The following is a 14115-nucleotide window of genomic DNA, read 5'->3' as shown; positions in this document are numbered from 1 at the left end:
TGCACACTGCTTGCGAACGCTGCACGGCTATGCTCGCACCCGCTGTGCGGCAGTCCCGTGCCTGCGCACCAGCTCTCACCAATCAACCCGGCAACACTCAACCCAAAGGCCTGGCATGGCATCGCTTGATTTCGATCTGGAGGAATCCCAATTTCGCAGCTGGTATGCGGCGCAAGCCGTAGCGCTGGAAGACGCCTGCGCAGCGCTCACGGCGCGCGTGGCGACCGTGGTGACCCAGGCGGGCGGCGTGGACATCACCAAGGTCGAGGGCCGGGTGAAGGATGTGGATGAATGCGTGCGCAAGTTCGTGCGCAAGTACCGGCCTGCGCTGGAAGAAAGCAACACGCCCTACGACATTCAGGCCTACATCACCGACCTGATCGGCGTGCGCGTGGTGTGCCTGTATGAAGACGAGCTGGAAAAGATCGCCCAGATCGTGCGTGCCCATTTCGCGGTCATTGATGTGACCGACAAGGTGTCGGCGGTGGAGAGCACCGAGGCGTCGTTTGGCTACAAGGGGCTGCACCTGGACCTGCGGCTGAGTGTGGCCGAACGCGACCTGCCGGAGCATGCGGCGTATGCCCAGTGGCCCTTCGAGCTGCAGGTGCGCACCATCATCCAGGACTCGTGGAGCGTGCTGGACCACAAGATCAAGTACAAAAAATCCATCCCGGGGCAGCTCAAGCGGCGCATCAACGTGCTGTCGGCCCTGTTCGAACTGGCCGACCGGGAGTTCCGCCAGATCCGCGATGCCACAGCGGCAGAACTGCTGCAGGCCCCGGACGAAACTGCCGAACCCGCACCCGACGCGGCCGCGGATTTGCAGGCCCCAGCCCGCGCTGCAGCCCCCAGCAGCGAGCTCAACGCCTTCACCTTCCTGAAAATCGCCACGCATTTCTTCAAGGACTTCGAGTTTGAACCGTCCAAGGTGGATGGTTTTGTGGACGACATCCAGGCCTGGTCGGCGGGCATGACGCGCGCCCGATTCAACAGCCTGATGCGGGAGACGATTGGCGTGGTCAAGCGCTACAAGCAGCACTTTGAAGACCAGAACCCCCAGGCCAGCTTCAACCCCTACACGGTGATCCGGCACTGTCTGTACCTGAGTAACAAGACCGCTTTCCGCCCCGCGCTGCGCAATTCGGCCCGCGAGTCGTTCGAGGCGTGGCTGAACGACAACGCAGAGTCCAAGCTGCAGGGATAAAGCCAAAATGGGCGCAAGCGCTAGTGTGTATTGCGCTAGCTGCTATCAATTTTGATGGCTATGGAGTGAGGTATGGCAGGTCCCTGAGGCACCACTGCACTGAAACGGGGCCCAGGATGGTTTGTCGCAAAGGCGACTAGACATTGGTGGTTTTACTCCATGCGCTTGTTACCAAGTGCTGCTATATTGCACTGCAACAAAACGGAGTTTCGCCCCATGCTGTACCACCTCTACGAAACGCAGCGCTCCTTGATGGAGCCCTTCACAGATTTTGCGCAGGCGGCTTCCAAGTTATTCAGCAACCCGGTCTCGCCGCTGAGCCAGACCTCGGTGGCCCAGCGCATGGCCGCCGGCTACGACCTGCTCTACCGCCTGGGCAAGGATTACGAAAAGCCTGCTTTCGACATCCACACGGTCGATGTGGACGGCATTGGCGTCGCTATCCATGAGCGGATCGAGGTGGACAAGCCGTTTTGCGAACTGCGCCGCTTCAAGCGCTTTTCGGACGACCCCGCCACGCTGACCAAGCTCAAGGGCCAGCCCGTGGTGCTCATCGTGGCGCCGCTGTCGGGCCACTACGCCACGCTGCTGCGCGACACCGTACGCACCATGCTCAAGGACCACAAGGTCTACATCACCGACTGGAAAAACGCTCGCCTGGTGCCGCTGTCGGAGGGTGAGTTCCACCTCGACGACTACGTCAACTATGTGCAGGACTTCATCCGCCATCTGCAAGGCATCTACGGCAACTGCCACGTGATCAGCGTCTGCCAGCCCACGGTGCCGGTGCTGGCTGCTGTGTCGCTGATGGCCAGCCGCGGCGAGAAGACGCCCCTGACCATGACCATGATGGGTGGCCCCATCGACGCCCGCAAGTCGCCCACGGCGGTGAACAACCTGGCCACCAACCGCAGCTACGAATGGTTTGAGAACAACGTGATCTACCGCGTGCCGGAGAAATTCCCTGGCGCCGGCCGCCGCGTTTACCCCGGCTTTTTGCAGTACACCGGCTTTGTGGCCATGAACCCGGACCGCCATGCGTCCAGCCACTACGATTACTTCAAGAACCTGATCAAGGGCGACGACGCCAGCGCAGAGGCCCACCGCAAGTTCTACGACGAGTACAACGCCGTACTGGACATGGATGCGCACTATTACCTCGAAACCATCCAGACCGTGTTCCAGGACTACAAGCTGGTGAATGGCACTTGGGACGTGCGCTCCCCCGCCGGCAAGCTGGAACGCGTGCGCCCCCAGGACATCAAGACCACCGCCCTGTTCACGGTGGAAGGCGAGTTGGACGATATCTCCGGCTCGGGCCAGACCGAAGCCGCCCACGACCTGTGCAGCGGCATCGTGCGCAAGGAGCAGCGCCACCTGGAGGCCAAGGGCGCAGGCCATTACGGCATCTTCAGCGGCCGCCGCTGGCGTGACATCGTGTACCCCAAAGTGCGCGCTTTCATCCTGGAACACGAACTCCCCGCCAAGCCAGCGGCTTCGGCTGCAGCCCCGGCAGCGCCCAAGCTCGCTAGCCCCTCGCCCGCCCCTGCCAAGGCGGCACCGGTAGCCAAAACCACCACGGCCAAAGCACCCAAGGCAGCCGCCAAGCCTGCGCCAGCCCGCGCTGCGGCCAAGCCCGCTGGTACCGCGGCGGTGGCCACACGCTGGGTACAACCGGCCGCCACCCCCACGGGTGCCGCCCAGGAGCCCACTGCCGACCTGACCACGGCCCAGACCAACGCCACGGCGGCGCCGTCAACCCGCAGCAGCGGCAAGAGCAAGGCGCGCAAGGCTTGAGCCACCCCGCTTCCGCCAGCACCGCCCCAGCCCACGCTGCCTTCACGGACCTCGCAGCGCGGATCGATGCCGCCCTGCCCCAGACGCAGTGCACGCGCTGCGGCTACCCCGACTGTGCAAGCTATGCGCAGGCCATCGCCCAGGGCGAGGCTGCCATCAACCAGTGCCCCCCCGGGGGCGCTGAAGGTGTCGCGCGCCTCGCCGCCATCACGGGCCACGCCGTGGTGCCTTTGAGTGCTGACCACGGCGTGGAGGGACCCCGCACGGTGGCTTTCATTGACGAAGCGTGGTGCATCGGCTGCACCTTGTGCATCAAGGCCTGCCCCACCGATGCCATCGTGGGCTCCCACAAGAAAATGCACACCGTCATCGAGCCCTACTGCACAGGGTGCGAGCTGTGCATCCCCGTTTGCCCCGTGGACTGCATCCAGCTCGACAACGCTAGCGGTGGCGCGACCGGGTGGGCCGCATGGTCTGATGCATTGGCACTTCAAGCCAAGCAGCGCTACCAACAGCACCGCCAGCGGGTGCCGCTGGAAGATGCAGAGGACGATGGATTCGGTGCGCAGGCCGATTCCACAACAACCGCCTTGTCATCAACCGCCTTATCGCGCCCGGCGGCCACTGCAGTGGCTGCTGAGGGCATAGAAGCACGCAAGGCGGCCATTGCCGCCGCCATGGAGCGCGCGCGCCAGCTGCGTGAAAAAGGGTCGCGCTGAGAGCGACACCCTGAAAGCGGCACCCAGGTCGCTGGACGAGAAACTGCTTGTCTGCGGATTACCGCGCGGCCAGTGACTTGTACACGCCGCAGCCCACGTACCAATCGCCCACGCGGCTCACGTAGGACATTTTGGTTTGCACCGCGCCGGTGGCCGGGTTGGTGATGTCGTACTCCACCCACCCTGGAGCGCGATCGGCCTGGGTCACGATATCGCTCACCAGCCGGTCGCCGGCAATGCCGGGGATGTCCTGCACGCGGGTACCCACCTTGGCCTGGTTGCCGCCAAAGGCCAGGTAGGTGCCGCCAGCATCCAGCACAAACACGTACATGTCGCGGTCATGGTAGGGCTGCGTCTTGTCGGTGATGCTGCGCAGAAACTGGTCGCGCGAGGTGGTCTTGTGCAGCGCCACGGCCTTGTTCACCAGCGCAACAGCCTCATCGGCCGTGCCCTGCTGCAGCCGGAACGCCGCCACTGCCTGGGACAGGGTGGAGGCGCGGTGCTCCAGCGCCTCAGCCTGCGAAACGGCGTGGCCCACCATCTGGGCGTTGTGCTGCGTGATCTGGTCGAGCTGCTGCACGGCAGAACTGACCTCGCTCAAGCCCGTGCTTTGCTCGGCGCTGGAGCCGGAGATCTCGGTCATGCTGGCCGCCACGCTGCGAATGCCGCTGGCCATGTTGGCAATGCCCTCGCCAGCCGACCGGATCAGCCCCGCGCTGGCCTCCACCTGGTTGACCGAGGCGCCGATCAGTTCACGAATCTCGCGCGCCGCGTCGCCCGAGCGCTTGGCCAGCGTACGCACCTCACCCGCCACCACGGCAAAGCCTCGGCCCTGCTCACCGGCGCGGGCGGCCTCCACCGCAGCATTCAGGGCCAGGATGTTGGTCTGAAACGCAATGCTGTCGATGACACCGATGATTTCGGTCATGCGGCGCGCGCTTTGCTGGATGGCCTCCACCGACTGCACGGCACGCGCCATGGCCTCGGCCCCGCTGTCGGCGGCCTTGCGCACCTCGGCGGCACGGGCATCGGCGCTGCGCGCGGTCTGTGCGTTGTTCTGCACGGCCGACGAAAGCTGCTCCACGCTGGCAGCCGTCTGTTCCAGGTTGGCGGCTTGCTGTTCGGTGCGTTCAGCCAGGGAGCGGTTGCCTTGCGCCAGGCTCTGCCCCGCATGGGCCACCAGTGCCGCGTTGCTGCGAATGTCCGCCACCATGGATGAGAGCGTGAGCACCATCCGGTCGAGCGATTGGGCCATGGACCCGACCTCGTCCCGTCCGTTGGCGCCCGCACGGGCCGACAAGTCGCCCCGAGTGGTCTGCTCCATCGCATGCGCCACGCTCTGCAGGTCGGAGGCCAGCCCCATATACAAAGCGCACAGGGCATAGAGAACCACGGCACCCGCCAGCGCCACAGCCCACCACGGGGCATCCATGGCGGCCATCGCCAGGGCGCCCGCCATCAACACACCCAGCGTGATCAGTTTGCCCGGCAGGTGCCACCTGCGCATCCACCAGAGTCCGGGGCGCAGCGGTAGGAATCCAGACATCTTGTCTCCGTTATCGTTTTTGAAAGGGAGCCATGCTAGGTGTCCGCTCTTACGTCGGATTGACAACCCCATCCGGCGCGCGGGGCCCGCCTCAGCGCATTGCCCCGCCCATTGCCATGGCGTGGACGACACCTGGCACCACGCCTTGGGCGCACGCCCTTCGCCCATAATGTCGCTCCATGAATCCCCTGCTCTCCCATCTCCAGCCCTACCCCTTCGAGCGGCTGCGGCAACTCTTTGCGGGAGTCACCCCCCCGGCGGCCTACAGCCCCATCAGCCTGGGCATGGGTGAGCCACGCCATCCTACACCGCAGTTCATCAAAGATGCACTCAGTAACAACCTGGGCGGACTGGCCAGTTACCCAGCCACCGCAGGCGAACCCAAGCTGCGCGAGGCCTTCACACAATGGATACAACAGCGCTATGCGCTGACCCTGGACCCGGGCAGCCAGGTGCTGCCGGTCAACGGTTCGCGCGAGGCACTGTTTGCGTTCGCGCAGACCATCATTGATCCCTCCCAAGGCCAGCCGCTGGTCGTCTGCCCCAATCCGTTTTATCAAATCTACGAAGGCGCCGCCCTGCTGGCGGGCGCCCAGCCGTACTACGCGGCCAGCGACCCCAGCCGCAACTTTGCGGTGAACTGGGACGCCGTGCCCGAGGCAGTGTGGCAACGCACCCAGTTGCTCTTCGTCTGCTCCCCAGGCAACCCCACGGGCGCCGTGATGCCGCTCAGCGAGTGGAAGAAACTGTTTGAGCTGAGCGACCGCTACGGCTTCGTGATTGCCTCAGACGAGTGCTACAGCGAAATCTATTTCCGCGATGAGCCGCCGCTGGGTGGCCTGCAGGCTGCGGCGCAACTGGGGCGTGGCCACTTCAAGAACCTGATCTCTTTCACCAGCCTCTCCAAGCGCAGCAACGTGCCCGGCATGCGCAGCGGCTTTGTGGCTGGCGACGCCGCGCTGATCAAGTCCTTTTTGCTCTACCGCACCTACCACGGCAGTGCCATGAGCCCCATCGTGCAGGCCGCCAGCATCGCCGCCTGGAGCGATGAAAAGCATGTGGTGGAAAACCGGACGCTGTACCGCAAAAAGTTTGCCCAGGTCACGCCGCTGCTGGCTGGCGTGATGGAAGTCGCCCTGCCCGACGCCGGTTTCTACCTGTGGGCCAAGGTGCCGGAAGCTCTGGGCATGGACGATGCCGAGTTCGCGCGTGCCCTGCTGGCTCAATACAATGTGACGGTGCTGCCCGGCAGCTACCTGGCCCGCGAGGCCCAGGGGAGCAACCCCGGCGCCCAGCGCGTGCGCATGGCCCTGGTGGCCGAAGCCGAAGAATGCGTGGAAGCCGCGCTGCGCATCGTGCAATTCATCCAATCCCGTACTGCCTGATCTGATCGACAACAACATGACCCAACAACTTCAAACCCTCATCGACAACGCCTGGGAAAACCGCGCCAGTCTCTCGCCAGCCGCCGCCCCCAAGGAGATCCAGGACGCTGTCGAGCACGTGATTGCCGAGCTGAACAACGGCAAGCTGCGTGTGGCCACCCGCGAAGGCGTGGGCCAGTGGACCGTGCACCAGTGGATCAAGAAGGCCGTGCTGCTGTCCTTCCGCCTGAAGGACAACGAAGTCGTCAAGGCCGGCGACCTGGGCTTTTACGACAAGGTGCAGACCAAGTTTGCCCACCTGTCCGAAGAAGAAATGAAGGCCACCGGCGTGCGCGTGGTGCCACCTGCTGTGGCCCGCCGTGGCAGCTTCATCGCCAAGGGTGCGATCCTGATGCCCTCGTACGTGAACATCGGCGCCTACGTGGGCGAAGGCACCATGGTCGACACCTGGGCCACGGTGGGCTCGTGCGCACAGATCGGCGCGGGCGTGCATCTGTCCGGCGGCGTGGGCATTGGCGGCGTGCTGGAGCCTCTGCAGGCTGGCCCCACCATCATTGAAGACAACTGCTTCATCGGTGCCCGTTCCGAGGTCGTCGAAGGTGTGGTGGTGGAAGAGAATTCCGTGCTGGGCATGGGCGTGTACCTGGGCCAGAGTACCCCGATCTTCAACCGTGCCACCGGCGAAATCAGCTACGGCCGCGTGCCCTCGGGCTCGGTGGTGGTGAGCGGCAACCTGCCCAAGACCGCCGCCAACGGCGCACCTTACAGCATGTACGCTGCCATCATCGTCAAGCAGGTGGACGCGCAAACCCGCTCCAAGACCAGCATCAACGACCTGCTGCGCGACTGATTGCGCTGCATGAGCGCGGCCTGATGGGCCGCCTTGCCGACAGAGACTGACAACAAGAGGGAAACACCATGAGCACGATGGAACGAATTCTTCGCCTGATGGCAGAGAAAAAGGCCTCCGACGTCTATCTGTCGGCCAACGCCCCCGCGCTGATCAAGATCAACGGCGAGTGCGTGCCCATCAACAACCAGATCCTGCCGCCCGACGCGCCGCGCAACCTGCTGTCTGAAGTGGTCCCCCCGGACCGCATCGAAGAGCTGGAGGAAACCGGCGAACTCAACATGGGCGTGCCGCTCAGCGGCGTAGGGCGCTTCCGGGTCAGCGCCATGCGCCAGCGTGGCAGCTACGCGGTGGTGATCCGCTTCATCTCGCAGCAGATCCCGGAGTTCGACACTCTTGGCCTGCCGCCGGTGATGCGCGAGCTCATCATGGAAAAGCGCGGCCTCATCCTGATGGTGGGCGCCACGGGCTCGGGCAAGAGCACCTCGCTGGCGTCGATGATCGACACCCGCAACGAGGCGCTGACAGGCCACATCCTCACCATCGAGGACCCGGTCGAGTACCAGTTCAAGAACAAGAAGTCCATCGTCAACCAGCGCGAAATCGGCAGCGACACCCAGTCCCTGCAGACCGCCCTGAAGAACGCGCTGCGCCAGGCGCCCGACGTGATCCTGATCGGCGAAATCCGCGACCGCGAAACCATGTCGGCCGCCATTGCCTATGCGCAGTCGGGCCACCTGTGCCTGGCCACGCTGCACGGCAACAATAGCTACCACGCGCTCAACCGTATTCTGAGTTTCTACCCGGTCGAGGTACGCCCCACCATGCTGGGCGACCTGGCATCGGCCCTCAAGGCCGTGGTGTCGCAACGCCTGGTGCGCAAGACCGACGGCGGCCGGGTGCCTGCGGTCGAGGTCATGCTCAACACCAAGCTGGTGTCCGATCTCATCGAAAAAGGCGACTTCTCGGGCGTGCGCGAAGCCATGGAGAAATCCATGGCCGAAGGATCGCAGACCTTCGAAGAAGCGCTGGCCCGCCTGATCATGGACGCGCAGATCGACCGCAAGGAAGGCATGGCCTATGCTGACTCGCCCACCAACCTGATGTGGCGCCTGCAAAACGACTTTTCCCTGGCCGCCAATGCCGCCAAGGCCCAGAAAGAAGCACGCGATGCCCCCGACGATACGCCGTCGTTCACCGAGATCGTGCTGGACGTCAAGCCGGCGGCATGATGTGATGCCGCACGAAGCGGCCTGCGGAACCCTTCCTCAAGGGGACGCCGTGCTCGGTGCCGAGCGTCTCTCGCATGGCGGCCCTTGCCCGGGCTGCGCCGTGTCGCTCCCCGTCTCCATGATCGCAGCGCAGCTGCGTGTCTCCATTTCCTGATTCTCATCCCATGTCCCGAACCCTGCACCTGGCTGAACAGCTCATCTCACTGCCTTCCATCACACCGGAGGACGCCGGTTGCCTGAACCTGCTGGCCGAGCGGCTCGCCCCGCTCGGGTTTGTGTGCGAACGCCTGGACAGTGGCCCCGCCGACTTCCGCGTCAGCAATTTGTGGGCAAAGCGGCCGGTAGCGCAGGTGAATCATGCCTCAGCAGCTATCAAAACCGTAGTATTCGCGGGGCACACCGATGTCGTCCCCACCGGTCCATTGGCCCAATGGAGCAGCGACCCGTTCGTGCCCACCCACAAGGACGGCAAGCTCTATGGCCGGGGTGCCAGCGACATGAAGACGTCTATTGCCGCCTTCGTGGTCGCGGTGGAAGAGTTCCTGGCCGCCACACCTGCTCCGTTGATCGAGCTGGCATTTCTGCTGACCAGTGACGAGGAAGGCCCCTCCGTCGATGGCACCAAGGTCGTGGTGGAACAGCTCAAGGCGCGCGGCGAAAGACTCGATTACTGCATCGTGGGCGAACCCACCTCCGTCGAGAAAACCGGAGACATGATCAAGAACGGACGGCGCGGTACCCTGAGCGGCAAACTCAGCGTGCGTGGTATCCAAGGCCACATTGCCTATCCGCAGCTGGCCCGCAACCCCATCCACCAGGCCCTGCCCGCGCTGGCAGAACTGGCCTCCACCGTGTGGGACAACGGCAATGCGTTCTTTCCGCCCACCAGCTGGCAAATCAGCAACATGCATGGCGGCACGGGCGCAACCAATGTGATCCCCGGGGAAGTGGTGATCGACTTCAATTTCCGCTTTTCGACCGAATCGACGGCAGAGGGCTTGCAGCAGCGAGTGCACGCCGTGCTCGACCGCCATGGCCTGGAATACGACCTGCGCTGGACGCTCGGCGGCCTGCCCTTCCTTACGACGCCCGGCGAGCTGGTGGGCGCCGTGCAGCAGGCCATCGCGTCCGAGACAGGTATCACCACCGAACTGTCCACCACCGGAGGCACCAGCGACGGCCGTTTCATTGCGCAGATCTGCCCCCAGGTGATCGAACTGGGCCCCCCCAATGCCACGATCCACAAGATCGACGAGCATGTGGTGGTGGCTGACATCGAGCCGCTCAAGAACATTTACCGCCGCACGCTGGAAAACCTGCACGCTCAGGCCCTGGCAGCCCAGGCGGTGACCGCATGAGCAGCACTCAGCATCCCCTGACCGGCAACACCGTCGGTGCGCTGGTCGAATCTGGCGCCCAATGGCTGGCATCGGCCGGGGTGTTCTTTGGCCACGGCACCACCAACGCCCATGACGAAGCCGCCTGGCTGGTGCTGTGGCGCCTGGGCCTGCCGCTGGACAGTGATCTCTCAGACGCGCCAGATTCCATCAAGAATCAGGCCGTAGCGCCCGATCAGCTTGCCCTGGTAGCTACACTTTTTGAAGAACGCATCCGCACACGCAAGCCCGCCGCCTACCTCACGCGAGAGGCCTGGCTGCAGGGCGTGCCCTTCTACATTGACGAACGCTCCATCGTGCCGCGCAGTTTCATCGCAGAACTGCTGGCTGATGGCAGCGTAGACGGATTTCTGAGCGAAAACACCCGCCAGGTGCTGGACCTGTGCACCGGCAACGGCAGCCTGGCTGTGCTGGCCGCCATGGCCTGGCCCGAAGTGGAAGTGACCGGCGCCGACATCTCGGCCGATGCCCTGGCCGTGGCCCGCATCAACGTGGACAAACACGGCCTGCAGGACCGCATCCGGCTGCAGCTCTCTGATGGCCTGGCCGCCCTGCCCGGCCCCTGGGACTTGATCCTGTGCAACCCGCCCTACGTCAACGCCGACAGCATGGCCGCGCTGCCGAGCGAGTACCGGGCCGAACCCGAGCTGGCCCTGGCCGGTGGCAAGGACGGCATGGACTTTGTGCGCCAGCTGTTTACCGCAGCCCCCGCCTGCATGACCGAAGACGCCGTGATCATTCTGGAGATCGGCAACGAGCGGGCGAACTTCGAGGCGGCGTTTCCCGACATTCCCGTTTTCTGGCTTGAGACCAGTGCTGGCGAAGACCAAGTTTTGCTGCTCACCGCAGACTCGCTACGCCACAGACTGGGATTGCAAAAAAACCTATGAACCTATCAATGTCTATTGCTGTAGTCATCCCCTGTTTTCGCGTCCGCCGGCATATTCTCGATGTTATTGCCCGTATCGGGCCTGAAGTTGATGCCATCTACGTGGTAGATGATCGCTGCCCAGAAGAATCAGGACGCTTCGTATCTGCCGAGTGCACCGATCCCCGGGTGCATGTCGTCTATCACACCGAAAACCAAGGGGTGGGTGGTGCTGTGATGACCGGATACCAAGCCGCGATTGCAGACGGACACGACATTTTGGTGAAAGTGGACGGCGATGGCCAAATGGACCCGGGCCTGCTGCCAGCATTTGTCGCGCCTTTGCTGGCTGGCGAGGCAGATTACTCCAAAGGGAACCGCTTTTTCCATTTGGAAGAGATTCACAACATGCCAGCCATCCGGCTTGTCGGAAACGCTGCGCTTTCCTTCATGAGCAAACTCTCCACAGGATATTGGGGCATTTTTGACCCCACAAACGGATATACCGCAATCCATGCCAAGGTGGCCAGCCATTTGCCCATGGAGAAAATCAGCAAACGGTATTTCTTTGAAACAGATATGCTTTTTCGATTGAACACGTTGCGCGCCACGGTCATCGATATTCCCATGGATGCGGTGTATGGCGATGAAGAAAGCAATCTGCGCATCACAAAAATTCTGCCGGAGTTCCTAGCCAAACATCTTCGAAATACTCTCAAGCGCATTTTCTACAATTACTATCTTCGCGACATGTCCGTGGCATCCCTTCAGCTTCCAGCAGGGATATTTTTGATGCTTTTTGGCATGATTTTTGGAATCACCCACTGGATTCAATCTTCTGCGCTGAATGTTCCCTCCCCAGCTGGCACAGTAATGCTCGCTGCACTTCCTGTTCTTGCCGGTTTGCATCTGCTGCTGGCCTTCATAGCCAATGATGTCATGAACCAGCCCGTGCGCCCAATGCACAAGTTACTACATCTGCGGGCCAGAAAAGCTCCACAAGAAAGGATTGAAAAATAATATGAACATTGGAATCTACTTATTAGCAACTCTATGTGTTTTGGGAATTGCCACAGGCCAAATACTATTCAAATACAGCGCACTCGCAATAAATCAGGCTGGCAGCATATTTGCCATGCAGCCTTTTCTGCTCTTGACCGGAACCATGGCACTGTATGGCATCACCTCGATTGGCTGGGTGCTGATACTTAGAAATGCAGAGCTTGGAAAAATATATCCCATCATGGCGCTGGCATTTGTTTTTGTTCCACTAGCCAGCCATTTTCTCTTTGGAGAAAGATTTTCAACCGGCTATTTTTTCGGCGCAGCCTTGATTGCAACAGGCCTGATTTTTATTTTCTCAACCTCGTGAAATTTACGCGCACTGAGTAACGAACCATGTGCCATGGGACAAAGCAGGACTCCACGCACAGCAGTAAACTCAGCCAATCCCCCAGCCAATCGGTGCGACCGTAGTAGCCATTGTGGACATTGGCACCAAGGCAGACCCTTCACAATGAAAAATTGTGTATGGTCCAGTGGATAACACTGAAATGCCAGGGCAAGCAATTCAATTTGCAGCATCAACCAATGAGAAGCATGAAAAACATTCAAAAAAACACAGGGATCGCACTTTTTTTTATTCTCTCCATACTGGCTGCGATCGTAGTCACCCGGCTTATTCCTCCGATTCAATCACCAGATGAGAATGTCCACCTCATGCGGGCAGACATGATTTCGCATGGCCAATGGCTGCTACGGCCTGGCTCTGCCAGCAAGGGGCGTGAAGGGGGCTTGGTTGACTCCAACTTTGTAGTGTTTGCCGAATCCATGATGGGAATATCCGGCAATGGCGCCCCCAAGGAGAAGAGCCCCGCACTATTGACAGAACTAGGTCAAAAAAAATGGGCGCACCAAGAGCAGTTTGCAAATGCGGCCGGAACAGGATACTACCTGCCAATTATTTATGCACCCCACGCTCTTGGGCTCTTTGTAGCACGCAAGTTGGATTTGACAATGGGCGCAAGCTATGAGGTCATCAGAGTGCTGGTTGTTGCCACATCCATCATCCTTCTGGGCTGGGCTTTTTCTTTATATACCCCCAACTTGCTGTCACTCATGCTACTTGCGACGCCTATGGCGTTGTTTCAGCTCAACTCACCGACGATCGATGGCTTGTGCATGGCCATGGCCGTACTGGCGATTGGACTGTGGTTTCATATTTCAACCTCCAGACAATACCTAGAGGATGGCAAGTTTTCCTGGCACGAAGCCTTTCTCTACGGATTGATTATTGTCCTTTGTACAGCCCGTACGAACCTCCTCCCCACCCTGCTTATTCCACTGACTTTGACCGTATCACGCCCCACTAAAGAGCGAATTTTTTTAGTTGCGGGCATGTATGCCTTGACCGCCGGATGGATCGTTTTTGGGGTTTCTACGACATATGATAGTCGCGTAGTTCGTGAGCACACAACATCAACTGTATTGTTCAATTATCTCAGTCGCCCCATTGAATTTTTTGAACTTGTTCAAAGAACCGTGAGCGATTCTGAAATTCGAAAATTTTATCGCCATTCTTATTTTGGAATACTGGGTTGGCTTGATACACCGATTTCACGGGTAGCAGTTCGGATTTTTTCTGCTTTCACAGTCATTGCTGCTGTGATTTTGATAGTTACAACACCTTGGCGCAATGATTGGAAGAAACGTGTACTCTTGCTATTGATCGGCATCACCAGTACCATTCTGATTTTCTTTGCGCTGGCGGTTAGCTGGAGCAACTATCCAACCGATAAAATCACTGGAATACAGGGTCGTTATTTTTTGATTCCGACTCTCTTTATGACAGCAGCCTTGGGTCGAGCAGAAGCAGGTGGACGCATATCCAAACCCATTGAAGCGATAGCACTCGTTGTTTTCCTAACTTATTCTTTTTTTATACTAATAACTACACTGGCCAATCAATACAGACTAGGCAGCTTGTATTTCTAAGGCTAAAGACTAGGACTCTTGAGGATTCACGTGCCGTCACACACCTTTTGACGAACAACGCGCAAGAGATACCGCGACCACCACCACATCCTAGGTCTGCGGATGTCTGTTCACACTGCCCAA

General features: G+C 60.7%; 12 protein-coding genes. 11 read left to right on the top strand and 1 reads right to left on the bottom strand.

Going from position 1 to position 14115, the window contains the following annotated elements:
• Positions 1-115 precede the first annotated feature (115 nt).
• The 3 genes from ACT531_RS04685 (at position 116) to rsxB (ending at position 3720) form a co-directional block, all read left to right on the top strand.
• Positions 116-1204: a GTP pyrophosphokinase gene (locus ACT531_RS04685; protein ID WP_476016655.1), complete on the top strand. Its 1089-nt coding sequence runs from the start codon at positions 116-118 to the stop codon at positions 1202-1204.
• A 216-nt stretch (positions 1205-1420) separates the two neighbouring features.
• Complete coding sequence (locus ACT531_RS04680; RefSeq protein ID WP_476016654.1) at positions 1421-3001, top strand: polyhydroxyalkanoate depolymerase; 1581 nt, start codon at positions 1421-1423, stop codon at positions 2999-3001.
• Positions 2998-3720 carry an electron transport complex subunit RsxB gene (rsxB, locus tag ACT531_RS04675; RefSeq protein WP_476016653.1) on the top strand — a complete coding sequence of 241 codons (723 nt, stop codon included), beginning with the start codon at positions 2998-3000 and terminating at the stop codon, positions 3718-3720. Before ACT531_RS04680 ends, rsxB begins: the two co-directional genes overlap by 4 nt.
• Positions 3721-3778: 58 nt before the next feature.
• Here the strand turns inward: rsxB and ACT531_RS04670 are convergent, their stop codons facing one another.
• Entirely contained in the window at positions 3779-5083 is a 1305-nt protein-coding gene (locus ACT531_RS04670; protein WP_476016989.1) for a methyl-accepting chemotaxis protein, read from the bottom strand.
• Between the two features lie 362 nt (positions 5084-5445).
• On the opposite strand from ACT531_RS04670, the gene dapC reads away from it, so the two are divergent.
• The 8 genes from dapC to ACT531_RS04630 all read left to right on the top strand — a co-directional run bounded on the left by dapC (position 5446) and on the right by ACT531_RS04630 (position 13992).
• Positions 5446-6651, top strand: coding sequence for a succinyldiaminopimelate transaminase (gene dapC, locus ACT531_RS04665; RefSeq protein WP_295942075.1), 1206 nt, complete (start codon positions 5446-5448; stop codon positions 6649-6651).
• 16 nt (positions 6652-6667) lie between these two features.
• Entirely contained in the window at positions 6668-7501 is an 834-nt protein-coding gene (gene dapD / locus ACT531_RS04660; RefSeq protein WP_060987303.1) for a 2,3,4,5-tetrahydropyridine-2,6-dicarboxylate N-succinyltransferase, read from the top strand.
• Between the two features lie 68 nt (positions 7502-7569).
• Positions 7570-8733 (top strand): PilT/PilU family type 4a pilus ATPase, encoded by a 1164-nt coding sequence (locus ACT531_RS04655; protein WP_060987304.1) that lies wholly within the window; start codon positions 7570-7572, stop codon positions 8731-8733.
• Between the two features lie 164 nt (positions 8734-8897).
• Entirely contained in the window at positions 8898-10091 is a 1194-nt protein-coding gene (dapE, locus tag ACT531_RS04650) for a succinyl-diaminopimelate desuccinylase (protein WP_476016652.1), read from the top strand.
• Positions 10088-11020 carry a 50S ribosomal protein L3 N(5)-glutamine methyltransferase gene (gene prmB / locus ACT531_RS04645; protein WP_476016651.1) on the top strand — a complete coding sequence of 311 codons (933 nt, stop codon included), beginning with the start codon at positions 10088-10090 and terminating at the stop codon, positions 11018-11020. The genes dapE and prmB overlap by 4 nt, the downstream gene beginning before the upstream one ends.
• Before the next feature lie 8 nt (positions 11021-11028).
• Positions 11029-12018: a glycosyltransferase family 2 protein gene (locus tag ACT531_RS04640; protein ID WP_476016650.1), complete on the top strand. Its 990-nt coding sequence runs from the start codon at positions 11029-11031 to the stop codon at positions 12016-12018.
• A 1-nt stretch (position 12019) separates the two neighbouring features.
• Entirely contained in the window at positions 12020-12370 is a 351-nt protein-coding gene (locus ACT531_RS04635) for a DMT family transporter (protein WP_476016649.1), read from the top strand.
• 227 nt (positions 12371-12597) lie between these two features.
• A complete protein-coding gene (locus ACT531_RS04630; RefSeq protein ID WP_476016648.1) occupies positions 12598-13992 on the top strand; it encodes a DUF2142 domain-containing protein in 1395 nt (464 codons plus the stop codon).
• Positions 13993-14115 lie beyond the last annotated feature (123 nt).

This window comes from Acidovorax sp. DMC1, from assembly GCF_056314325.1.
Note: the sequence above shows the minus strand (reverse complement) of the source record. Positions and strands in the feature narration are given on the sequence as shown.